23 protein-coding genes are annotated in these 21,988 nt (G+C 72.9%); 15 read left to right on the plus strand and 8 right to left on the minus strand.

From position 1 onward, the window contains the following. The first annotated feature begins 290 nt into the window (after positions 1 to 290). The 11 genes from AB0J55_RS18635 to AB0J55_RS18685 all read left to right on the plus strand — a co-directional run bounded on the left by AB0J55_RS18635 (position 291) and on the right by AB0J55_RS18685 (position 9,461). On the plus strand, positions 291 to 737 hold the full coding sequence (locus AB0J55_RS18635) for a hypothetical protein (RefSeq protein ID WP_364249377.1): 447 nt from the start codon (positions 291 to 293) through the stop codon (positions 735 to 737). A 22-nt stretch (positions 738 to 759) separates the two neighbouring features. Next, on the plus strand, positions 760 to 1,209 hold the full coding sequence (locus AB0J55_RS18640; protein ID WP_364249379.1) for a hypothetical protein: 450 nt from the start codon (positions 760 to 762) through the stop codon (positions 1,207 to 1,209). Then, the gene (locus AB0J55_RS18645; protein WP_364249381.1) at positions 1,206 to 1,682 is read left to right on the plus strand and encodes a hypothetical protein; all 477 of its coding nucleotides are present in this window, start codon (positions 1,206 to 1,208) and stop codon (positions 1,680 to 1,682) included. The genes AB0J55_RS18640 and AB0J55_RS18645 overlap by 4 nt, the downstream gene beginning before the upstream one ends. Beyond that, positions 1,679 to 2,107 carry a hypothetical protein gene (locus AB0J55_RS18650; RefSeq protein WP_364249382.1) on the plus strand — a complete coding sequence of 143 codons (429 nt, stop codon included), beginning with the start codon at positions 1,679 to 1,681 and terminating at the stop codon, positions 2,105 to 2,107. The genes AB0J55_RS18645 and AB0J55_RS18650 overlap by 4 nt, the downstream gene beginning before the upstream one ends. Before the next feature lie 44 nt (positions 2,108 to 2,151). Further along, positions 2,152 to 2,505 (plus strand): prepilin-type N-terminal cleavage/methylation domain-containing protein, encoded by a 354-nt coding sequence (locus AB0J55_RS18655; RefSeq protein WP_364249384.1) that lies wholly within the window; start codon positions 2,152 to 2,154, stop codon positions 2,503 to 2,505. Between the two features lie 73 nt (positions 2,506 to 2,578). Beyond that, positions 2,579 to 3,667 (plus strand): type IV pilus twitching motility protein PilT, encoded by a 1,089-nt coding sequence (locus AB0J55_RS18660; RefSeq protein ID WP_364249386.1) that lies wholly within the window; start codon positions 2,579 to 2,581, stop codon positions 3,665 to 3,667. Next, positions 3,664 to 5,193, plus strand: a complete 1,530-nt coding sequence (locus AB0J55_RS18665; protein ID WP_364249388.1) for a GspE/PulE family protein — start codon at positions 3,664 to 3,666, stop codon at positions 5,191 to 5,193. The genes AB0J55_RS18660 and AB0J55_RS18665 overlap by 4 nt, the downstream gene beginning before the upstream one ends. Further along, positions 5,190 to 6,395, plus strand: coding sequence for a type II secretion system F family protein (locus tag AB0J55_RS18670; RefSeq protein WP_364249390.1), 1,206 nt, complete (start codon positions 5,190 to 5,192; stop codon positions 6,393 to 6,395). Before AB0J55_RS18665 ends, AB0J55_RS18670 begins: the two co-directional genes overlap by 4 nt. Then, positions 6,395 to 6,832, plus strand: a complete 438-nt coding sequence (locus AB0J55_RS18675; protein ID WP_364249392.1) for a prepilin-type N-terminal cleavage/methylation domain-containing protein — start codon at positions 6,395 to 6,397, stop codon at positions 6,830 to 6,832. The genes AB0J55_RS18670 and AB0J55_RS18675 overlap by 1 nt, the downstream gene beginning before the upstream one ends. Continuing rightward, positions 6,826 to 7,452 carry a prepilin-type N-terminal cleavage/methylation domain-containing protein gene (locus AB0J55_RS18680; protein ID WP_364249394.1) on the plus strand — a complete coding sequence of 209 codons (627 nt, stop codon included), beginning with the start codon at positions 6,826 to 6,828 and terminating at the stop codon, positions 7,450 to 7,452. The genes AB0J55_RS18675 and AB0J55_RS18680 overlap by 7 nt, the downstream gene beginning before the upstream one ends. After that, positions 7,449 to 9,461, plus strand: coding sequence for a hypothetical protein (locus AB0J55_RS18685; RefSeq protein ID WP_364249396.1), 2,013 nt, complete (start codon positions 7,449 to 7,451; stop codon positions 9,459 to 9,461). The genes AB0J55_RS18680 and AB0J55_RS18685 overlap by 4 nt, the downstream gene beginning before the upstream one ends. A 4-nt stretch (positions 9,462 to 9,465) precedes the next feature. Here the strand turns inward: AB0J55_RS18685 and AB0J55_RS18690 are convergent, their stop codons facing one another. Beyond that, positions 9,466 to 10,245, minus strand: coding sequence for a prepilin peptidase (locus AB0J55_RS18690; RefSeq protein WP_364249398.1), 780 nt, complete (start codon positions 10,243 to 10,245; stop codon positions 9,466 to 9,468). Between the two features lie 249 nt (positions 10,246 to 10,494). Here AB0J55_RS18690 and AB0J55_RS18695 point away from each other — a divergent pair, with 249 nt between their 5' ends. Both AB0J55_RS18695 and AB0J55_RS18700 read left to right on the plus strand, forming a co-directional pair. Continuing rightward, positions 10,495 to 11,358: a universal stress protein gene (locus AB0J55_RS18695; protein WP_364249400.1), complete on the plus strand. Its 864-nt coding sequence runs from the start codon at positions 10,495 to 10,497 to the stop codon at positions 11,356 to 11,358. Positions 11,359 to 11,415: 57 nt separating this feature from the next. Then, on the plus strand, positions 11,416 to 11,829 hold the full coding sequence (locus AB0J55_RS18700; protein ID WP_364249402.1) for a hypothetical protein: 414 nt from the start codon (positions 11,416 to 11,418) through the stop codon (positions 11,827 to 11,829). Here the strand turns inward: AB0J55_RS18700 and AB0J55_RS18705 are convergent. Beyond that, positions 11,822 to 12,418 carry a TetR/AcrR family transcriptional regulator gene (locus AB0J55_RS18705; protein ID WP_364249404.1) on the minus strand — a complete coding sequence of 199 codons (597 nt, stop codon included), beginning with the start codon at positions 12,416 to 12,418 and terminating at the stop codon, positions 11,822 to 11,824. The genes AB0J55_RS18700 and AB0J55_RS18705 overlap by 8 nt on opposite strands. A gap of 37 nt (positions 12,419 to 12,455) precedes the next feature. Between AB0J55_RS18705 and AB0J55_RS18710 the strand changes: the two genes are divergently transcribed. Beyond that, positions 12,456 to 12,803, plus strand: coding sequence for a cytoplasmic protein (locus AB0J55_RS18710; protein ID WP_364249405.1), 348 nt, complete (start codon positions 12,456 to 12,458; stop codon positions 12,801 to 12,803). A 24-nt stretch (positions 12,804 to 12,827) separates the two neighbouring features. Here AB0J55_RS18710 and AB0J55_RS18715 read toward each other — a convergent pair whose 3' ends face one another. Then, positions 12,828 to 13,268 carry a DUF6294 family protein gene (locus tag AB0J55_RS18715; protein WP_364249407.1) on the minus strand — a complete coding sequence of 147 codons (441 nt, stop codon included), beginning with the start codon at positions 13,266 to 13,268 and terminating at the stop codon, positions 12,828 to 12,830. Between the two features lie 188 nt (positions 13,269 to 13,456). Between AB0J55_RS18715 and AB0J55_RS18720 the strand changes: the two genes are divergently transcribed. Continuing rightward, on the plus strand, positions 13,457 to 15,574 hold the full coding sequence (locus tag AB0J55_RS18720; RefSeq protein ID WP_364249409.1) for an AfsR/SARP family transcriptional regulator: 2,118 nt from the start codon (positions 13,457 to 13,459) through the stop codon (positions 15,572 to 15,574). Here the strand turns inward: AB0J55_RS18720 and AB0J55_RS18725 are convergent. From AB0J55_RS18725 to AB0J55_RS18745, 5 genes are all read right to left on the minus strand, one after another. Beyond that, positions 15,561 to 15,911, minus strand: a complete 351-nt coding sequence (locus tag AB0J55_RS18725) for an STAS domain-containing protein (RefSeq protein ID WP_364249411.1) — start codon at positions 15,909 to 15,911, stop codon at positions 15,561 to 15,563. The two genes, AB0J55_RS18720 and AB0J55_RS18725, sit on opposite strands and share 14 nt — an antisense overlap. Positions 15,912 to 15,955: 44 nt before the next feature. Beyond that, complete coding sequence (locus AB0J55_RS18730; protein ID WP_364249413.1) at positions 15,956 to 18,871, minus strand: beta-galactosidase; 2,916 nt, start codon at positions 18,869 to 18,871, stop codon at positions 15,956 to 15,958. 44 nt (positions 18,872 to 18,915) lie between these two features. Continuing rightward, positions 18,916 to 19,902, minus strand: coding sequence for an arabinan endo-1,5-alpha-L-arabinosidase (locus tag AB0J55_RS18735; protein WP_364249415.1), 987 nt, complete (start codon positions 19,900 to 19,902; stop codon positions 18,916 to 18,918). 159 nt (positions 19,903 to 20,061) lie between these two features. Continuing rightward, positions 20,062 to 21,090 carry a pectinesterase family protein gene (locus AB0J55_RS18740; RefSeq protein ID WP_364249417.1) on the minus strand — a complete coding sequence of 343 codons (1,029 nt, stop codon included), beginning with the start codon at positions 21,088 to 21,090 and terminating at the stop codon, positions 20,062 to 20,064. A gap of 65 nt (positions 21,091 to 21,155) precedes the next feature. Further along, on the minus strand, positions 21,156 to 21,926 hold the full coding sequence (locus tag AB0J55_RS18745) for a pectate lyase (protein ID WP_364249558.1): 771 nt from the start codon (positions 21,924 to 21,926) through the stop codon (positions 21,156 to 21,158). Positions 21,927 to 21,988: the final 62 nt, after the last annotated feature.

The following is a 21,988-nucleotide window of genomic DNA, read 5'->3' on the forward strand; positions in this document are numbered from 1 at the left end:
AGATCACGGGAAGGTCTCCGCCATTCGGCCGATCGGGTCGTAAAACCCGCAGGTCACGGTCGCGCATCGGAACTTTTCCGGCGTGGAACGACGTCGCCGCGGCCCGATCCCGCGCGCGTAACACGCCCCACCGCCGATGACAAGGGACCTCGGTCCTTCGCAGTCAGGCCGGTCGCCCGGGGAGAAGATCGCCGCGGAATTCGCACACTCTTCGTGACGGTCCACTCGGACCAGCCGGAGCTTCCCCGAGCCCCGGCCTTCCCGATCCACCAGCTTCCAGGAGTGAACTCATGCGCAAGATCAGCAAGCGGTCCGCGGTCGTCCTCGGCGCCGCCGGTGTGGTCGTCGTCGCCGGTGTCGCCTACGCGGCCTGGACCAGCTCCGGCACCGGTACCGGCTCGGTCTCCTCGACCACGGCGGTCAACTCGGCGATCACGCCCGCCGGCTCCGGCAGCGCCCTGTACCCGGGCGGCGGCACCGACTTCACCGTCACCATCGACAACCCGAACGACTACCCCGTCGTCGTCACCGCGATCAGCGCGGGCTCCTCGGACGCGGTCAACGGCTGCGCGGCCGGCACCGTCACCAGCGCGGCGCCCTCGAACACCGCCGGCACCATCGCGGCCAAGGGCAGCAGCACCTACACCCTGCACGCGACGATGAGCAGCAGCGCCACCGACGCCTGCAAGGGCCAGACCTTCGTGCTGCCGCTCACCGCCACCCTCGCGTCCGCCTGATCGCCCCGCCAGGAGCGCCCCGATGTCCAGGTGGCGGATCGCGGTTCCGGCCGGCGCGCTCGCGGCCGTCGTGGTGACGTGGTTCGCGATCGGCCCCGCGCCGGTCGCGAGCACCGCGAACGGCGGCGGCATCAAGCCGTTCGGCATCGCCGACGTGCCCGGCCGGGCCACCGCGTTGTTCCCCGGCGCGGCCGGGACGCGGTGGATCCGGCTGGCCAACGCCGAGAACTTCCCGATCCTCGTCCAGACCGTGACGGCCGGCGTCGGCAAGCCCGTCGACGGCCGCGGCAAGCCGGTCCCGGCCTGCCCGGCGTCGTCGGTGCGGGTCGACGCCCTCCCCCGGCCGGTGACAGTGCCCGCCAACGGCACCGCCGACGTCCCGCTCACCAGCCACATGCTGCCCGGCGCACCCGACGCGTGCCGGTCGGTCACCTTTCCCCTGACCTACACAGGAACGGCGGTCAAGCCATGAAGAACCCCACCCTGCGCCGCGTGCTCGTGGTCACCACGGTGGTCGGCGCGACGCTGGGCGGCGGGATCGCCGTCGCGGCGTGGACGAGCTCCGGTTCGGGCGCGGCGAACGCGAAGGCCGGCACGGCGGCCGCGCCGACGACCGGGACGGTGGCCGCCTCGGCCTTCACCAGCGGCCTGCTCTACCCCGGCGGGCCGGCGGGCGACGCGAAGATCTTCGTCGCCAACCCCAACCCGTACCCGGTCAAGGTCACCGGCATCGCCGGCAACGGCACGCCGACCGGATCCGGCGGTACGGGCACCTGCACGACGACCGGCGTGAGCTGGACCGCGCAGGCGCCGAACACGACGGTGGCCGCCAACGGGAGCACGACCCTCACCCTGTCGAACGCGGTCACCATGAGCACCGCCTCCGACGACGGCTGCCAGGGCGCGCTGTTCGCGATCCCGGTGACGGTCACGGTGAGCTCATGAGCGCGCCCCGGGTGGTTTTCGCGGCCGCGATGGTCGCCGCGGCGTGGACCACGGTGATCACCGGATTGGTCGCGGTCGGCGCGGCAAAGGCGGAGGCGGCCTGGCTGAAATCGGGCCCCGGCACGGGATACGCGGCGGGGCTGAAGCTGCAGACGCCCGGGCAGCCGACCGTCGACTCGGCGAAGTGCAACAGCAGCAACGGCGGCCCCTCGGCCCAGCTGCACTGGACCTACCCGGCCCCCCTGCCGCCGGGGTTCGAGCTCTTCACCGCGACCGCACAAGGCGGCCCCGTTTCCCTCGCCGCTACCAGCACGACCACTTCGGCCACCATCCCCTTGCCCGGCAACAACAAGGTGTACGTCAGCGTGCGTGCGGCCGCCGGTGCGTGGAAGGGGACGCGATCCACGGAGGTGGCTGCCTGCTGATTCCCGAACACCACTGAAAGCCCTGCAACGCAAAGGAAGTCACCATGCTGGAAAGACTGCGTGCCGCCCGTGCCAACGAGGACGGCTTCACCCTCATCGAACTGCTCATCGTCGTCGTGATCCTGGGCGTGCTCGCCGGGGTCGTCGTGTTCGCCGTGCAGGCCTTCAACGGCGACGGCAAGGCCGCCGCCTGCCAGGCGGACTTCAAGGCCGTCGAAACCGCCACCGAAGCGCAGTACGCGAAGACCGGGAGCTACCCGGCCAACGTCACCGAGCTGGTCAACAACCACTACCTGCGCGACCCGCTGGCCCCGTCCGCCACGAGCGGCTACTCCATCAGCACCGCCGGCGGTGTCGTCACCGCCACCGGTGCCTGCACCAAGAGCTCGGGTTCCTGAGCCCGGCCGCGGGGCGGGCCACGCGCCCGCCCCGCGCCCACCACCCGCACCCGACCCGTCCCGGAGGGAAACCATGCCCACCCAGATCGGCAGCCGCGTCGACGGCCTGCTCGAGGCGCTGTGGCAGGCGCGCGGCACCGACCTGCTGCTCACCGCCGGACTGCCGCCCCAGCTGCGCGTGCACGGCGAGCTCTCCGCGGTCCCCGGCCACCCCGTCCTCACCGGTGAGGACACCCGCGCGCTGCTCGCCGAGCTGCTCACCGACGACCAGGCCGGCGCCTGGCGCGCCGCCCGCGAATTCGACTTCTCCTTCGGCTGGCGCGACGAGGCCCGCGTCCGCGGCAACGCCTTCACCCAGCGCGGCGAGACCGTCGTCGCGCTGCGGATGATCCCGCGCCGCATCCCCGGCATGGCCGACCTCGGCCTGCCGCCCGTCCTGGCCGACTTCGCCCGCCGTCACCAGGGCCTGGTGCTCGTCACCGGGCCGACCGGTTCCGGGAAGTCGACCACGCTCGCCGCGGTCATCGACCGGATCAACTCCGAACGCGCCTGTCACATCCTCACCGTCGAAGACCCGATCGAGTACGTCCACGAACACCGGCGCTCCGCGGTCAACCAGCGCGAGGTCGGCACCGACACCGAATCCTTCCCGGCGGCCCTGCGCAGCGCGCTGCGGGAGGATCCCGACGTCCTGCTGGTCGGCGAAATGCGCGATCTCGAGTCGATCCGCTTCGCCCTCACCATCGCCGAGACCGGGCACCTCGTCTTCGCCACCCTGCACACCAACGACACCGCGCAGTCCCTCGCGCGGATGATCGACGTCTTCCCGGCCGGGCAGCAGGAACAGGTCCGGGTGCAGCTCGCCGCCGCCCTCACCGGCATCGTCCACCAGCGGCTGCTGCCGCGCATCGGCGGCGGCCTCGTCGCCGCCTTCGAGGTCCTGGTCGCGAACACTGCGGTCCGGAACCTCATCAAGGAAGGCAAGCCGCACCAGCTGCGCAACGCGCTGGTGACCGGGCGCCGCGAAGGCATGGTGACGCTGGAGCAGTCGCTGTCCGAGCTCGTCGCCGCCGGGCTGGTCTCCCCCGCCGACGCGGCCGCGCGCAGCCTGCACCCGCAGGACATCGACCCGCGCCCGCGGCCCCGGAGCGTGCCGGCATGAGACTCCGCACCCAGCCCCGCACCGTCGACCTCCGCACGGTGACGCCGGACCGCGCCGCCGCCGACCTGCTCGGCGAGGCGAAGGCCCGCGAGCTCTGCGCGATCCCCCTCGCGGTCCGCGAGGACGCCGTGCTGGTCGCGGTGGCCGACGCCGCCACCGCCCCCGCGCTGCAGCAGGCCCTCGGCCGCCCGGTGACCGTCGCCGTCGCCGCCCGCGCGGACATCCTGGCCACCATCGGCCGCACCTACCGCGCGCTCACCGGCGTCGACCAGCAGGTCAAGGCGTTCGAAGCCCGGGACGCCGTGCGCCGCGACGCGGCCCGCGCCGAAACGCCGGCCACCGCGACCGACGACGCGCCGGTGGTGCACGTCGTCGCCCTGATGATCAAGCAGGCGCTGCGCGACCGCGCGTCCGACATCCACGTCGAGCCGCAGGCCGAGCGGATCCGCGTCCGCTACCGCATCGACGGCGTCCTCCACGACATCCTCGACCTGCCCGGCTCGATGGGGCCCGCGGTGACCAGCCGGATCAAGATCCTCGCCGGGATGAACATCGTCGAGCGCCGCCGCCCGCAGGACGGCCAGATCAGCATGGACGTCGAGGACCGGCCGGTGGACATCCGGGTGGCGAGCACCCCGGTGGTCGGCGGCGAGAAGGTCGTGCTGCGGCTGCTGGACAAGAGCCGCCCGCTGTTCCGGCTGCCCCAGCTCGGCATGCCCGCCGAAATGGCGGCGCGCTACTCGGCGGTGCTGCAGTCGCCCTACGGCATGGTGATCTGCGCCGGGCCGACCGGCAGCGGCAAGACCACGACGCTGTACGGCTCGCTGGGCGAGCTCGACAGCAGCGAGCGCAACATCATGACCATCGAGGACCCGGTGGAGTACACCATGTCCTCGATCAACCAGATCCAGATCAACGAGCAGACCGGCGTCACCTTCGCCGACGGCCTGAAGTCGATCCTGCGGCAGGACCCGGACGTCATCCTCGTCGGCGAGGTCCGGGACGTCGACACCGCGCGGATCGCCGTGCAGTCCGCGCTCACCGGGCACTTCGTGCTCTCGTCGCTGCACGCCACCGACGCCGCGTCGGCCCTGCACCGGCTGCTGGACATGGGGATCGAGAACTTCCTGGTCGCGTCTTCGGTGACCGCGGTGCTGGCCCAGCGGCTCGTGCGGCGGATCTGCGTGCGCTGCAGCGAGTACTACGAACCCTCCGCCGAAGAGATGTCCTTTTTGGACTCCCTGGGCGCGGACGGCCCGGCGGGCGGGTTCGTCCGCGGCGCCGGCTGCAACTTCTGCGCGCAGACCGGGTTCCTGGACCGCACCGGCGTCTACGAGCTGATGCCGGTCAGCGACGGGATCCGCACGCTGGTGCTGGACAGCGCGCCGCACCGCGAGGTGCACGAACTGGCCCGCAAGGAGGGCATGCGGACGCTGCAGGACGAGGCCCTGCGGCTGGTCGCCGAGGGCGTCACCACCCCGGCCGAAGTGCTGCGGTCGATCTACCTCACCGGAGGGGCGCGATGAACCGGTACGCCTATGTCGCCACCGGCCCGGACGGGCAGCGCACCCGCGGGGTGCAGAAGGCCGCCGACGCCGATTCCGCCGTCCTCGCGCTGTACGAGCGCGAACTGCGGGACATCGAGGTCACCGAGAAGAAGAGCGTGCTGAGCCTGGAGCTGACCGCGCCCCGGGTCAAGCGCGAGGTCGTCATGCACCTCTCGCGCCAGCTCGGCGCGTTCGTCCGGGCCGGGCTGCCGCTCATCGACGCGGTCCGCATCCTCGGCGACGAGGCGGCGAACTCGTCGGTGGCGCGGATGCTGCGGGACGTCGAACAGGGCCTGCGCGGCGGCGACCGGCTGTCGGACTGCATCGACCGGCACCCGAAGATCTTCCCGGAGTTCTACCGCGAGATCCTGCGTTCGGCGGAGCTCACCGGGCACCTCGACCAGGTCCTCGACCAGCTGGCCGGCTACCTCGAACGCGACCTCGAAGCCCGGCGCAAGATCAAGGCCGCGCTGATCTACCCGGCGATGATCGCGCTGATGTCGGTGGTCACCGTCGTCGTGCTCGCCACCTTCGTCCTCCCCCGGTTCAAGACGTTCTTCGCCAGCCTGAACGCGAAGCTGCCGCTGCCGACGCGGATGCTGCTGGCCGTCACCGACTTCCTGGGCCAGTGGTGGTGGGCGCTGCTGGCCGGGCTGCTCGCCTCGATCGCGGTGTACGCCGCCGCCGTGCGCACGCCCGGCGGCCGGTACGCCCGCGACCGCGCGCTGCTCGGCGTCCCGGCGATCGGGCCGGCCGTGCGGCACGCGCTGGTCGAGCGGTTCTGCCGGATCCTGTCGTCGATGGTCAGCGCCGGCGTGCCGCTGCCGGAGGCCCTGCGGGTCGCCACGGACTCGCTGCGCAACCGCGTCTTCATGCGGGCGCTCACCCTGGTCGGGCAGGCGGTGCTCGCCGGCGAGGGCCTGGCCCGGCCGCTCACCGGCTCCGGCCTGTTCCCGGTGACGGCCGCGCAGATGATCCGCGTCGGCGAGGACACCGGCACCCTCGACACCCAGCTCGAAGTCACCGCCCAGTACTACGAAAGCGAGCTGGACTACCGGCTGAAGAAGCTCACCGCGCTGTTCGAACCCGCCGTGATCGTCGTGATGGGCCTGGTCGTCGGGTTCGTCGCGGTCGCGCTCGTCTCGGCGATGTACGGCATCTTCGGCCAGGTGCACCTCTGATGGGCGGCGACCGGGGCGAGAGCCTCCTCGAGCTGCTGGTCGCGGTCGCGATCCTGGGCGTCGCGGTGCTGGCGATCGTCGGCGGGATCGGCGTGAGCGTCTTCATGTCCGACGTCCACCGCAAGCAGGCGACGGCCGGCGCCGGGGTGCGCGACTTCGGCGAGGCGGTCGAGAACCAGGTGATGGCGGGCGGGTACTTCGCGTGCGCGGCGCCCGCGAAGTACGCCGCGCCGGCCGGGTTCACCGTGCCGGCCGGGTTCACCAGCTCCGTGGCGTCGGTGAAGTACTGGACCGGCTCGGCGTGGTCGGCGACCTGCGGCACCGACAGCGGGCTGCAGCAGCTGACGCTGCAGGTCGCCAGCGGCGACGGGCGGGCGAGCGAACGCCTGGAGGTCGTGGTGCGCAAGCGGTGCGGGCTCGGGGAGGCGCCGTGCTGAGCCGCCGCTCCGACGCCGGGTTCACCCTCATCGAGCTGCTGATCGTCGTCGTCATCCTGGGCGTGGTGGCCGCCCCGATCGCCAACGCGGTGATCGTCTCGATCAGGAACACCGATGCCACGTCCGCGCGCCTGGCCGTCTCCCACGACGCCCAGCAGAGCGCGGCGTTCTTCGCCCAGGACGTCGCCGCGACCGGGCTGCGCGACTACTCGGGCCTGGTGGCGAGCGGCGCCGTCCCGTTCTCGCCGTCGGTCCAGCTGAACGCGGCGTACAACGCGGGCGGCCAGGTCTGCGGCACCGCCGCGACGCCGGTTGCGCTCGTCCGGCTGCTGTCCGACGACTGGGACACCAGTCCGCCGTCCGCGACCCGGCGCACCGCGATCGTCGCCTACTACCTGGCCGGGACCGAGCTGCACCGCCTGCGCTGCGTGGGCTCCGCGGCACCGGTGTCCGATTCGGTCGTCGCGCACAACGTCAAGGCTGGCACGCCGGACGTCACGTGTTCCAGCACCTGCACCGCGGCCGCCGTGCCGCTGTGGGTGAAGCTGACCTTCACCGCCGTCGCGCCGAGCGCCGACCCCTACCCCATCACCCTGTTCGGGCAACGGAGGCAGACATGAACCGCCGGTGGAAGGGCGACGACACCGGGGCCGCGCTGCCGCTGGTGCTCGTGCTGGTCACGGTGATCGCGGTGGTGCTGGGGGCGCTGCTGTCCTTCGCCGACACCAGCGTCCGTGCCACGGTCAACCTCCGCGACCAGGCCGCGTCCGCCTACACGGCCGACGGCGCGCTGCAGGCCGGCATCAACGCCATCCGCACCAGCACGTTCACCGGCGCCGCCGGGGAACACTGCTTCGGCGCGTCCGACACGCTCACCCTGCCGGGGTTCGGCAGCGGCGGCTCGGCGGCCGTGTCGTGCACCGCGGACCCGGCGAAGGTGCTGATCCAGTGCCCGTCGCTGAGCGTGTGCAACCGGCCGGGCAGCGCGATCCTCACCCTCGGCACCGGCGGCGAGGACGGGCTCAACATCCAGCAGCCGACCGGGTCGTCGTTCCGCGTCCACGGCGTGGTGTACTCGAACTCGAACATCAACGTGGTCAACGGATCCCTCGACACGAACACCGCGGTGTACGCCCGCGGCGCCTGCGCGGGCACGATCCACAGCACGCCCGCGGCGTCGTGCGGCTCCAGCGGGTCGAGTCTCGGCGCCGACCCGGGCTACGCACCGGCGTTGACGTCGGTTCCGCCGCGCCGGGCGCTGCCGGCGTGCACCAAGGCCGGTTCGCTGGTCACCTTCCAGCCCGGGTACTACGACGACGCGGCCGGGCTGTCGGCGATGATGTCCAGCAGCAGCAAGTGCAAGGACAGCACGTGGTGGTTCACGCCCGGCGCATACTACTTCGACTTCCACAACAGCGCGGCGGTCCGGCCGCCGTCGCTGCCCGGCGGTGACGACGTGTGGACGGTCGACAACGGCTACCTGGTCGCGGGCACCCCGGTGGACGACAGCGGGCGGATCATCGCCAAGCCGCCGGTCCCGGCGAAGATCCCCGCCGCCTGCGACAACCCGATCGACGACGCCAAGGCGGCCGGCGTCCAGTTCGTCTTCGGCGGCGACAGCCGGCTGGCGGTGAAGGCCGGCCAGGCGGAAATCTGCGGCACCTACAGCGCGGACCGGCCGCCGGTCGCCCTGTACGGCCTGACCTCCGGCGCGGAGTCGCCCGTGACGGCGACGCTCGGTCCGGCTTCCGCGACGGGTGATTTCACCGGCGGAACGGCCGCTTCCCTGTCCAAAGTGGACGGCAGCGGCGCTTCCTGGGTCTCGCCCGGCAAGAGCGGGGGCAGCGCCACCCTGACCGCGACCGGCTTCTCCCCCGCCGCGGCTCCGCCCGCCGGGACGATCCTGACGTCGGCGAAGGTACGGGTGGTCCACAGCAACGACCAGGGCGCGAGCAAGGACGCGCGCACCGCCCAGTTCACGCCGGCGGGCGGCTCGCCGATCCCGCTGACCCTGTCCACGCCCAACGACGGTTCGGCCGCCACCGACGTCACCGACGTGACGAGCCAGCTGGCCCAGGCGGTGTACGACGGCACCTTCACCGGCGGGCAGCTCGGCTACACCGTCAACGTCAAGCACGATGGCACGGAGCTGGTGGACGCGCTGCAGCTCGAGCTCGCCTACACCCCGCCCGCGCTGCGCGCGGAGAACGGGTGCACCCAGCTGCTGTACACCAGCAGCGCCGCGTGCGCGCTGGTGACGGCGGTCAACAACTCCGGGAACCGGTTCTACGTGCAGGGAACGACGTACGCGCCGAAAGCGGTCCTGGACGTCACGCTGAACAACGCGACCGAACCGATCTTCCGCTTCGGCGTCGTCGCGCGGTCGTTGTGGGTGAAGGAAACCGGGAGCGTGACGTTCACCGGGGCGGTCATCGAGGTGCCGGACGACTCGCCGGGGTTCGTGTTCGGCGTCTATCTGTCCGCCTACGTGTGCCCGGGTGCCTCCACCTGCGCACCGGGCGGGACGCCGGTCGCCCGGGCGCGGGTGGCCTACGTGGACGGGGATCCGGCCAACCCGGTGCCGGGAGCGCGTCAGGTGTCGGTGCTGAGCTGGTCGGGGAACCGGTGACCGGTCAGGCCAGGCCGGTCAGCCGCTGGTAGGCGTCGGCGAGCGGGCCGGCCGCGAAGACCGCCACCAGCGCGGCGGCGATCATGAACGGGCCGAACGGCAGGGCGGTCTTGCGACCGCCCTTGCCGGTCGCCAGCACGACGACGCCGGCGACCGCGCCGAGCAGGAACCCGCCGAACGCCCCGACGAGCAGTGCCGCCCAGGACACGTACCCGAGCACGCCGCCGAGGAGGCCCGCGAGCTTGACGTCACCGAAGCCCATGCCGGCCGGGTGGGCCAGCGCGAGGAGGAGGTAGAAGGCGAACAGCGCGGCCGCGCCGATCCCGGCGCGGGCCAGGGACCACCAGTCGCCGCGGTACCAGGCCGGCGCGGTCAGCAGGACGGTGAGGACCGGGTAGGACGGCAGCACGATCGCGTCCGGCAGCCTGCGGCAGTCGAGGTCGATCAGGGCCAGTGCGATCCCGATCGCGCCGAAGTACAGGAAGGCGGGCAGGTCGGGCGGGCCGAACCGCAGCGCGAGCAGCGCGAACAGCACCGCGGTGCCCAGCTCGACCAGCGGGTACCGGACGCTGATCCGGGCCCCGCAGCCGGCGCACCGGCCCCGCAGGACGAGCCAGCCGAAGACGGGCACGTTGTGCCGCGCGCGGATCCCCCGCCCGCAGTCCGGGCACCGCGACGGCGGGCTGACGACGGATTCGCCCCGCGGCACCCGGTGGATCACGACGTTGAGGAAGGAGCCGGCGAGCAGCCCGAGCACGGCCGCCGTCACGACCACCACCGCCATCGGGCTCCTCCGGGATCGCCTCGGCAACGCCGCAGATCATGCCCGACCCGCCCCCCGCCCGCGACTCCGGCGACCCGCGCACCCAGCCGGACGACTCGCTTACCCCAGCGGACGACACGCGTACCGGGATGGACGACACGACATCCGGCCAGGCTGCGGCCGTGTCGTCCCTCCAGGTACGCGAGTCGTCCCTCCAGGTACGTGAGTTAGGGGTCCCGGGTGGGGGCGGGCGGGCCTACAGTCTGGAGGATGACCGCCGCCGCCGGAGGGCCGATCGTCACCGGGGTGGACGGGTCGGCCGAGTCGCTCGACGCCGTCCGCTGGGCGGCGCGGACCGCGCGGCTGCGGGACGCGCCGCTGGAAATCGTGCACGCTCTGGACGTCCCGGCCCTGGTCGCGGGCGGGGTGGTCCCGCCGCCCGAGGAAATGGTCGACGCCCTGCGCGCCCGGGGGCGGCGTGCGCTGCGGACCGCGCAGGAGCTCGCCGCCGCCCAGGGGGTGCCCGGTGCCGCCGCCCGGCTCGATCCCGACCGCGCCGCCCAGGCGCTGATCGGGGCGTCGCGGGACGCCGCGCTGCTCGTCGTCGGGTCGGCCGGGCACGGCAGGCTCACCAGCCTGCTCGCCGGCTCGGTCGCGGCGGCCGTCGGCACCCACGCGCGCTGCGACACCGTCGTCGTCCGCGGCGACAGCTGGGACGAGCCCGGCGCCGCCGCCCGGCCGGTCGTCACCGGCATCGACGGCAGCGAAGCCGGCGCGCGGGTGCTGGCCGCCGCCGTCGCCGAAGCCCGGGCGCGCCGGGCCCCGCTGGTCGTCCTGCACGCCTGGGCCGACAGCCCGCCGCCGCACCGGGACCCGCGGTGCGTCACCGAGGCCGGGCGCCGGCTGCTCGGCGAGCGGGTCCTGGCCCACGACACCGGCGACGTCGACGTCGAGCAGGTCGTGGTGCACGCCCACCCGCGGCGGGAACTCGTCGAGCGCAGCGCCGCCGCCCAGCTCGTCGTCCTCGGCGACCGCGGCCGCGGCGGCTTCCCCGGCCTGCTGCTCGGCTCCACGGGCCAGGCCCTGCTGCACCACGCCGCCTGCCCGGTCCTGCTGGTGCGCACCACCGGGTGAAGGGAAGCGGGACGGAAGCGGGACCGGGCACGATGCCGGAAACCAGGGAGGAAGAAGATGAAGACTGCGGTGCAGGCCGGGCTGGCGGCGGTGCTGGCCGCCGCGACGGTGCTGGTGACCCCGGCGCAGGCGGCGACCATCGTCCAGCGGACGGCCGTCTGCCATTCGGGCGGCTACAGCGGCACGTTCACCCTGCGGTACGACACCTCCGGCGGCTACCACCGCATCGTCAACGGGTACACCACGTCGGGGCCCTACATCGGCGACGTCGCGGGCAAGGTGTCCCTGCGGATTTCCTACCGCACCGGATCGACGACGCAGACGGTGTACTCGCAGTCGTCGCCGACGACGGGGAGCACCACGTTCACGATGCCGTCGACCACGGCCGTGCCGGTCACGTCCGAAGGCACCGCGGCGGCGACGTTCGACAACGGCACGGAGTCGTGCGTCGCCACCGTGCTGATCAGGTGACCGGGTCGAGGGCCGCGCGCAGGATGGCCTGCGCCGAGCCGGCGAGCACCGCGGCGGCCTGATCGCGGTCGAGACCGGCGATGTCGGTGAGCCACACCAGGGACTCGATGCCCGTCGCGGACCGGATCGCGACGGCGAGGCCGTGGACGTCGACGCCGGGGTGGGTGTCCGCGAGCGGGGCGAGTGCCTCCTCGATCCAGCGGATCGCCCGGCCGCGCCGCAGCACCGGCTGCGGCGCGCCGGGCTCCAGTGACAGCCGCAGCTGCGCGCGCAGCTGCGGCTCCCAGCGCTGCGTGAACTCGATGAACGCGCGCATCACCAGGGCCAGGCGGGCCGCGGGGTCGGCCGGCGCGTCCGCGGGCAGCAGGCCCGCGTCGTCCTGGATCTCGGGGTATGCGGCGAGCAGCAGCGCGCGCTGGTTCGGAAAGTAGCGGTAGGCGGTGGTGCGGGAGATCCCGGCCGCCTCGGCCGCGTCCTCGACCGTCGGCGAGCGGCCTTCGGCGAGCAGCTCGTGGGCCGCCGCGACGAGCGCGGCCCGGGTCCGCCCCTTCTGCCGGCTCCGGCCCGTGGACTCATACGGCACTGCCATGCCATCATGGTACTCCTGTCCCATGAAGGAGGCGGCCATGACCGGTGACCCGGCCGACACGAACCCCGAGCTGTACCGGGTGGTCTTCGAAAACGAGCGGGTGCGGGTCCTGGAGTACCGGGACGGCCCCGGCGACCGGACCGCGCCGCACCGGCACCCCGACACGGTGATGGTCACGATGAGCGCGTTCAGCCGCCGGATTTCGGCCGGCGGCCGCGAAGTGCAGGTCGATCTGCCCGCCGGCGCGGTGCGCTGGGTCGCGGCCCAGGAGCATTCGGGCGAGAACATCGGCGAGACGCCGACGCACTCCTTCTTCGTCGAGCTGAAGGAACCCCGTCCCGGCGGGGCCGTGGCGGGCACCGCCCTGGGTCCCGGCGGACCGTGACCCAGGGCGGTTCTCACCCCGCCGTCAGCAGCTCGAGTGCTGGATCGTCTTGAAGATGTCGACAGCGCTGAAGAGCGACGCGTCGAAAGTGAAGGGCTTGCCCCACGGGTAGCGCGGCGGCGGGTTGCCGTCGTTCATCCGCGGGCTGTCGAACGTGCCGGCGTGGAACAGCTGCGTCCCGGCCGTGGTCTTGAAGTCGAAGCTGGAGTGCCAGACGTCGCCGGAGTGCGTCTGGAAGGTCAGCGTCGTCGCGCTCCAGTTGCCCGTGCCGTCCGAGCGGATGACGATCGTGCCGTTGTCCTGCTCGCAGTCTCCGACGTGCAGCTGGCCCCACGTCGCGCTCTTCACCTCCAGCACCGCCGCGGAGTGCGCCGGCGCAGCCTGCGCCGGGACACCCGACAGCGTGGCCGCTCCCGCCGCCGCGGCGGCGAGAACCGGTGCGAGACCCCGAATCGTGCGTTTCATGGACGTCCTCCCGAAGAACCGGTGGTGCGGACCCCTCCGGTCCGCAGGCCCGAGCCTCGCAGCGCCGGTCGACAGTCCGTCGACAGTTCGTCGACGGAGAATTACCGGGCTGTCGGACGTATCCCCGGCGACGGCGGCGGCTCTTGTACGCCGAAGCGCGCGGTGCGCCCGCGTGCGGAGGGGCGGGCATGAGCGGGGTGGAGCTCGGGGTGCTGGGACCGTTCGAGGTGCGGATCGCCGGCGAACCGCGGGACGTCGGCGGGCCGCGCCTGCGGGCCCTGCTGGCGGTGCTGGCGGCGGAGGCGGGCCGCGTGGTCAGCGTTCCCGCGCTGGCCCGGGCGCTGTGGGGCGAGCGGGCACCCGCGCACGCCGACCGGACCGTGCGGACCTACCTTTCGCGCCTGCGCGGCACGATCGACTCCGGCGTCCTGTTGACCCGGTCCCCGGGATACGTGCTGCACCTGCCCCCGGAGGCCCTCGACGCCACCCGGTTCGAGCAGCGCGCCGCCGAGGGACGGCGGGCCCTGGCCGCCGGGGAACCCGCCGCCGCGCGGGCGCAGCTGACCGACGCGCTGACGCTGTGGCGCGGCGGCGCCTACGAGGAGTTCGCCGGCGTCGAAACCCTGGCGGCGGAGGGGATGCGGCTCGACCGGCTGCGGCACAACGCCGTCCAGGACCGGATCGACGCCGACCTGGCGACCGGGGAGGACACCGGCCTGATCGCCGAGCTGGAGGCGCTGACCGCGGAGTTCCCCGGGCACGAACGGCTGTGGGCGCAGCTGATGACGGCGCTCTACCGGGCCGGGCGGCAGGGTGACGCGCTCGAAGCGTTCCGCCGGGCCCGGCACGGCCTGATCACCGCGTCCGGCGTGGAGCCGTCGCCGGTCCTGGCGGAGGTGCACCGCCGGGTGCTGGCCCACGACCCGGCGCTGCTGGCGGCCCGCGCCGAAGCGGTGGTGACCGTCCCGGACGACGCCCTCGCCGCCGGCGAGCACGCGCTGCTCGAGGACGGCGACCTCCGGACCGGCCGGGAGCACTTCGAAACCGCCTACGTCCGGGCCGAACGGACCGGCGACGCCGACACACTCGCCCGTGCCGCCCTCGGCCTCGGCGGGGTGTGGGTGCACGAGCACCGGACGTGCGCGGCGTCGGCGTCCCTGCTGACCCGGGTGCGGTACGCGCTGGAGCGGGTGGATCCCGCGTCGTCGCTCGGGCACCGGCTCCAGGCGCGGCTGGCGGCCGAACTGGACTACGCAGCCGGCACGCACGAGCGGATCCTGGCGGTGGCCGGCCGGACGCGGGCGGCGGGCGACCCGGTCGCCCACGCCGAAGCGCTGAGCCTGGCCCACCACTGCCTGCTCGGTCCCGACCACACCCGGCTGCGGCACGCGCTCGCGACGGAGCTCGTGGCGGTGAGCGGCCACTCCGGGCGGCGCACCGACCTGGTGATGGGGGTGCTGTGGGACGCCGTCGACTCGTTCCTCGCCGCCGACCCGCACGCGGAGCGGCGCCTCGGCGAGCTCGACGACCTCCTGGCCGAGCGCAAGCACCTGGCGGCGGGATTCGTGGCGGACGCGCTGCACGTCATGCTGCACATCCGGGCCGGCCGGTTCCGCGAGGCCGAAGCCGGGGCGCAGGCGTGCGCGGAGGTCGGGCAGGCCGCGGGCGACTTCGACGCCCTCGGCTGGTACGGCGCGCAGCTGGTGGCGATCCGGTGGTTCCAGGGCCGGCTCGGGGAACTGGTGCCGGTGCTGGACGGGCTGATGCATTCGCCGACGCTGAGCCCGATCGACAACTCGTACTACGCGGCGCTGGCCGTGGCGGCGGCTTCGGCGGGCGACCGCCGGACGGCGGCGGGCGCGCTGGCGCGCCTGTGCGGCGACGACCCGGGAGCGCTGCCGCGCTCGAGCACGTACCTGATTTCGCTGTGCGGTGCGGCGGAAACGGCGTACCTGCTGGACGACCACGCGACGGCGGCGCGGATCCACGAGCTGCTGCTCCCGTTCGGCCACCTGCCGGCCATGGCCAGCCTCGGCATCGCCTGCTTCGGCTCGGTCCACCACCCGCTGGGCACGACGGCCCTGACCACCGGCGACGCGGACCGAGCGGTGACGCACCTGCGGGCGGCGGTCCGGCACAACCTCGCGCTGGCCCACTGGCCGGCGGTGGTCTTCTCCCGCCGCCGCCACGCCGAAGCCCTGATCCGCCGCAACGGGCCAGGCGACACCGCAGCCGCCGAACGCGAGCTGGCCGCGGCCGACGAGGAGGCCCGGACCTTCACCGGGCCGCCGGTCACCGCGCGATAGCCCGCTCCTCCAGCCGGAACAGCGGGGCGATCGCCGCGTTGTCCAGGGCGCGCCGCACCACGCGGGACGGCTTGAGCACCAGGTCGATTCCCGTTTCCGCGCACCGGGTCCGCAGCCGTCCCAAGGACGCCACGCCCGTCACGCCGCAGAAGCCGACGCCCAGCAGGTCGACCACCAGCCGCTCGGGCGCGGCCGCCACCGCCCGGTCGAGTTCGGCGTCGAGGCGCGGGCAGGTGGCCATGTCGATCTCGCCGGTGACGGTGACCCGCAGCGTCCCGGGCCGGGGCTCCGCGGTCGCCGCGGTCAGCAGCAGGGCGGACGGGTCGAGCACGCTCATCGGCAAACTCCTTCACGGCGGGGACGGTTGCAGGTGATCACCACCTACCCCCCGGCCGCCGCACCCAAACCCCCCGCTCCCCACCCCGGCGACGCCACCGGCCGCACCGGCACCCCGCCCCGCGCCGAACCCAGGTCCGTCAACGTGATCCGCTCCAGGCCGTTGCCCGCGCCGCCGTTGCTGGTCACCGCCAGGGCGAGGGTGTTGCGCCCGTGCGGGTCGAGGATTCCCGCCGGCAGCGCGAAAGTGTGCTGCGGGCCGACGTCCCCGATGTACTGGCCGGCGTTCCAGCCGTTGAGGAAGACCAGCACCCGGTACCGGCCGCCGGACCGCGGCTTCGCCGGGTCGCCGATCGTCAGGCCCACCGACGTGTCCTGGCCCCGCGGGACCCGCAACGAGAACGTCGTGCGGTACCACGTCGTCCCCGCCGCGGCCGACGGCGCCGGGACCGCCGCCGGGGTCCAGTCCCGGTCCGGGAAGCCGGGCAGGGACCAGCCCGCGCGCTCGCCCGCGAGACCGCCGTTGTTCAGCGGGCCGCGCACCGGATCGGCCGTCCCGCCCTGCAGCTTCCACGCCACACCGGTCATCGACGACGAGATCAGGCCGCGTCCCTCCTTGTGCGCGTCGTTGACGCCGCCGTCCTCGTTGTGGCCGTTGTTGCGCACCATCACCGAAAGCACGTGCGGGCCGTCGCCGCGCAGGCCCTCAGGGACGGGGAACGTCGCCGTGCCGGTCGTCGGCGGCGCGGCGAGCGCGGACGGCAGCACGTGCTCGCCGAGGTACTGCCCGTCCAGCCACGCCTGCAGCATCCCGGCGCCCCCGCCGCCGTACCGCAGGCTCACCTCGTCTCCCGGCGAGCCGGTGAACCGCCCGCGGTACCAGACGTCGCCGACGCCGAAGCCGTAGTCGTCGGCTGTCAGCACCGGCTGCCCCGCCGGTGGCGGGGTGGTGCTGTGCGTCGTGGTCCGGTCCGCGGTGGTCCACGCCGAGTCGTCGTAGCCGGGGTCGGCCTCCGGGGAACCGGGGGCCGAGCGCCAGCCGGTGAGCTCGGGCAGCCGCGGGTCGGCGGGGCCGGGCAGCGGGCGGACGGCGAGCAGGCTCCCCGAGGCGGTGGGCCGCACCGGCACCGGGATGCCGTTCCACGTCACCACCGGGCCGCGGGCGCCCCAGACCTCGAGGTCCCGTGGCGCCTTCGTGTCCCCGGTCAGCGCCGTCCACAGGCCGTTGTGCGCCGTGCGCAGCAGGTCCGGGCCGCGCACGAGCAGGCCCGAGTCGAGCCAGAACGTGCCGGCCGTGGCGTCGTCGGCGAGCAGCAGCGTGACGGCCGGGCGGCCGCCGCCGCTGATCCGGACGCGCGCCAGCCCGTCGTGCCGGTAGTCCAGGCGCAGGTCGTTCCCGGTCCACGTCGTCGTGACCGCCCCGGAAAGGACGTCCACGCGCGGCCGGGACGCGTACCGCAGCACCGTCTGACCGTCCTCCCCGGGCCGGCCGTGCAGCAGCACGGTCCCGGCCGCCTGGGCCATCAGCTCGGACGTCGAGTACACCAGGTGCTGCCCGGCGATGTCGAAGTCCGCCACCAGGTACTTGGCGTCCTGGCCGGCGAGCCGCAGCGGCACGGTGTAGGTACCGTCCGACGTGGACAGCGGGAAGGTGAAGGCGTCGTCCGTCGTCGCGTTCGACGGCGAGTGCACCGGCAGGTAGAAGTGGACGCCGGTGTCCGGGTTGACGTTGTGGTAGACCTTGACCGCGGCCGACGACGGCGTGACCGCCTCGCCGTGGTCCATCTTGGCGAGATCCGGGACGGTGCCGAGGAAGTAGCCCAGCTCCTTCATCGTCAGCGCCTTGGGCCGCAGCTGACGCCCTTCGTCGATCGCCGCGCCGTAGTCGTACGACGAATACACCACCGGCGCCGGCAGCCAGCCCCAGGACGTGCCGCCGAAGGTCATGTAGAAGTTCTGGATCGTCAGGCCGTTCGCCAGGTTCGTGCCGTAGAAGACCCGTTCGTAGCCCGGGCCCTGCCGGACGGCGGTGCACGGGTAGGTGCCGTTGCTGCCCCAGTAGTCGAACCAGCCGCCGCCGAACTCGGCGACGAACCCCGGCGTGTTCGGCGACGCGCTCGCGCCGCCCTTGGCCCCGCCCGGCCCGTACGTTCCCCAGTCCGGCGCGACGTTCGGGTTGCCCGGCGTCGCGTCGGTGCGGCACGTGCCGCCGGGGTAGCCGTCGAAGGCGTACAGGTCGACCTTGCCCGGCACGGTACCGGGCACGCCGGAGTCCGGCGGGACCCAGATCCCGTTGCGGCCCTTGTCGTTGTGGAACACCGGGACCGTGATGCCGTCGGCCCGGGCCTTGTCGTGGAGGTGCGCGACGTAGTTCTGCTGCGCGGTCCCGGTCGCGGACAGCTCGTTCTCGATCTGGTACAGGATCACCGGCCCGCGGCCGTCGGTGTACTGGTGGCGGGCGATGATCCGGTCGATCCGCGTGAGCCACTCGTCGGCCGCGGCGAGGTAGTCCGGCGCGTCGCTGCGCGCCCGGCCGGCCTGGGTGCTCAGCCACGCCGGGAACCCGCCGCCGGTGACTTCGGCGTTGATGTAGGGGCCGGGCCGCGCGATGACGTACAGGCCCGCTTCCGCGGCCAGGTCGAGGACCCGGTCCATGTCCCGGACCCCGGTGAAGTCGTACACCCCCGGCGCCGGCGAGTGGTAGTTCCAGTCGAAGTAGATCGACACCGCCGTGTAGCCGGTCGCCTTCAGCTTCTGCAGCACGTCCCGCCACAGGTCCGGGCTCGGCAGCCGGAACGGGTGGAACTCCCCAGACCAGACGATCTGGCGGCGGCCGTCCAGCATCAGCGAGTACTTGTCGAACGTGACCCGGTGTTTCGCCGGTGGTGAAGCCGCCGCCGGCGCGGCACAGAGCCCGGCCGTGACGAGCAGAGCGAGCAGGAACGACAGGAACCGGCGCATGGGCTTTCCGATCGGCGAGGTATAGGTCGTTATACGCGAGAGAGTCAGTACACGTACGGCCAGCCGGCGCTGTCGTAGCCGATGAGGTTGATGCCGAGCTTGCCCGTCAGCGGCGTCGCGTCCGAGTAGTAGTAGTGGTAGATCAGCACGTCGGCGTCCGAGTCGTGCAGCACCGCCACGTGCCCGGGGCCGTGGACCGCCCCGTGGCTCGCGAGGATCTGCGTGCCGCCGCCCGCGGTCATCCGGACCCCGTTCCGGTCGGTGTACGGGCCGGTGATCGACGTCGACCGGCCGACCATCACGCGGTAGGTGCTCTTCGTGCCCTGGCAGCAGAGGTCCCACGAGACGAACAGGTAGAAGTAGCCGCCGTGCTGGATGATGTACGGCGCTTCTTCGGCCGTCGTGCTGCCGGTGCGCTGGGCGATGCCGCGCAGCGCGGTGTCACTGGTGCTGCGCTTGCCGGTCGCCGGGTCGAGCCGGATCATCTTGATGCCGGTCCACCAGGAGCCGAAGCTCAGCCACCAGCGGCCCGAGGAGTCGACGAACAGGTTGGGGTCGATCGCGTTGTAGTCGTTGCTCGTGCTGGTCTGCACGACGATGCCCTGGTTCGTCCAGCTGCCCGGCAGGCCGGTCGTGCTGGTGGCGAGGAAGATCGCCGAGTTGCGGGAGCCGAGCGAGGAAGCCGCGTAGTACAGGTAGTACTTGCCGTTGTGGAACGAGATGTCCGGCGCCCACAGGTACCCCGGCTTGGCGGGATCGGTGAACGGCGCGGTCCACGGGGCGCCGTTCGGCCACACCGAGCCGATCTTCGTGAAGTGGATCCGGTCGGTGGACCGGCGGATCTGCAGGTACTCGTCGGTGGAGTAGAGCAGGTAGCTGCCGTCCGCCGCGCGGATCATCGACGGGTCGTGGACCGCCTCGATGTCCCCGGTGACGAACCCGGGGTCCGGGTAGGCCGCGGCCTGCGCGGCGGGGGCGCTCAGCAGGGCGGCGGCGACGGCGGCGAGGGCCGGGAGGCGGCGCAGGCGCATACGGTGTCCCAAGGTCGAGTGTTAACGTTAACAGTGCTCGATGGTCGGCGTTCGCGAAGTCGCCGTCAAGGGCCGGACGGCGGGTCTTCCCCGCCCGATCCCGGCGACGGTCGTGAGTGGCAAGGCGAGTTGGAACACGCCTTGCCACTCCCGACGGCGTCAGTGCACGGGGTTCCAGCCGTCGCCGCCCGCGAGGTACTTCTGCGCGGTGTAGTTCCCGGCCTGCGCGGCGGGCAGCTGCGGCCGGTCGGTGCCGGTCCCCGCGCCCGGGCCGGTGTTGCGGTACTCGGAGAACCGCGCGTCCTTCCACGAGAACCCCGACATGTCGGTCCACGGCGCCGGCTTGATCGCCGCCGGCAAGGACGTCTCGCGGATCAGGACCTGGGCGATGGCGTCCACGTCCCCGCCCGGGTGCCACGGCCGGCCCAGGTAGAAGCTGGCGTTCGCGGCCGAGCTCAGCACCTTGCTGCCGACGATCAGGAAGCCGTACGGGTTGGACCGCCGGGTGCTGGCCGCGGTCAGGAACCCGTTGTTGCTGCTGGAACCGCGGTCGAGCGCGGTGATCGTGGCCCGGTCGAAGACCGCGGTCGCGCGGCCGAAGAGGAAGTCGACGTCGCCGCTGATGGCGCAGTTGCGGTAGTACTGCCGGCCGACCGTGCCGACGGCCGCGGTGTCGGCGTACAGCGTGTCCTGGTGCCCGAGGAAGGTCACGTTGTCGAAGACCATCCGGTCGCCGGTGGTCTTCACCGCGACGGCCTGGGTGTCCTTGATCTCCGGGTGGGCGTTGCGGTCGAAGGAGTTGCGGAAGGTCAGCGCGGTCGCGGTGAAGCCGTTCGCGGCGATCGTGGCGGTCGCGCTGCCGGATGTGCCGTACGTCGAGCCGTCGGGTTTCTTGGTCCCGCTGGCGTTGTCGTAGTCGATGACGACGTCGGACGCCTTCCCGGTGGTGCCGCGCAGGGTGATCCCGGTCTTGCCCGACGGCACGGAGATCACTTCCCGGTAGGTGCCGGGTTTGATCGAGATCGTCCCGCCCGCCGAGATCGCGTTGATCCCGGCCTGGACGGTCGTGTAGTTCCCGGATCCGTCCTTCGCCACGACGACGTTCGCCGCCGCGGCGGCCGACGTCGCCGTGGCAGCCGAGAGCGCCGCCCCGGCGACGAGTGACGCGACGAGCAGGGTCTTGACCATGACACCTCCACGGTGGAACGCGCCGGGGGCGCCGGACGGCGGCCGCCACCCCCGGCGCGGGTCGGTTACTTGTAGGTGATGTTCGCCGCGGTGTAGAGGCAGTTCGTCGAGTCCGGGCCGCTGCCGGTCTTCGTCGGCTCGCCGCTGGTCACGCCCTTGTACTTCTGGCAGGGCTCGATCTTGCGGCTGGAGTCGCCGACGATGGTGATCCTGGTCAGCTTCGCGGTGTCGCCGTAGTTGGTGTTGATGCCGACCAGCGCCTTGCCGGGCACCGTGGCGGTGACGTTGTCCACGACGACGTTGCGCTTGTACTGCGTCTTGCAGTTGCCGCAGGAGCGGTACAGCTTGCCGAAGTCGTCGACCTGGAAGTTGCGGATGTACATGGTGCCGGGGCCGTTGTGCTGGAACACCTTGTCCGACGCCTTGCGCGCGCCGCCGCCGTCGATGGTCATGGTCTGGGAGGCGGAGGTGCCCTTGAAGGTCGCCGCGTCCTCGCCGACGTCCTCCCACCACACGTTGAGCAGCGTGCAGGTGCCGAGGCAGTGCACGCCGTCGGCGGCCGGGCTGCCGAGGACGACGTTCTTCAGGGTGGTGCCGTTCGAGAGCTCGAAGATCGGGCTCTGGTCCTCGTCCTGGCCGCCGGTGCCGAGGTCGCCGGTGCCGTAGAACCGCTTCAGGCCGCCGTCGTAGGTCCCGCTGGTGACCTTGATCGTCTTCGGCACCGGCACGCTGGTGCTCGGGTTCGGCCAGGAGGCGGCCGATGCGGTGGCTCCGGTGCCGGCCGCCGCGGAGACCACGAGCGCGGCGACCGCCGCCACCCGCAGGATCCGGGACATCGCTGGGGGAATCATTTCGTCACTCCCTGGTCTTGGGCTTCAATCGGCGCTGATGAGGAAAC

The sequence above is a fragment of the Amycolatopsis sp. NPDC049688 genome (assembly GCF_040674975.1).
Lineage (GTDB): Bacteria > Actinomycetota > Actinomycetes > Mycobacteriales > Pseudonocardiaceae > Amycolatopsis.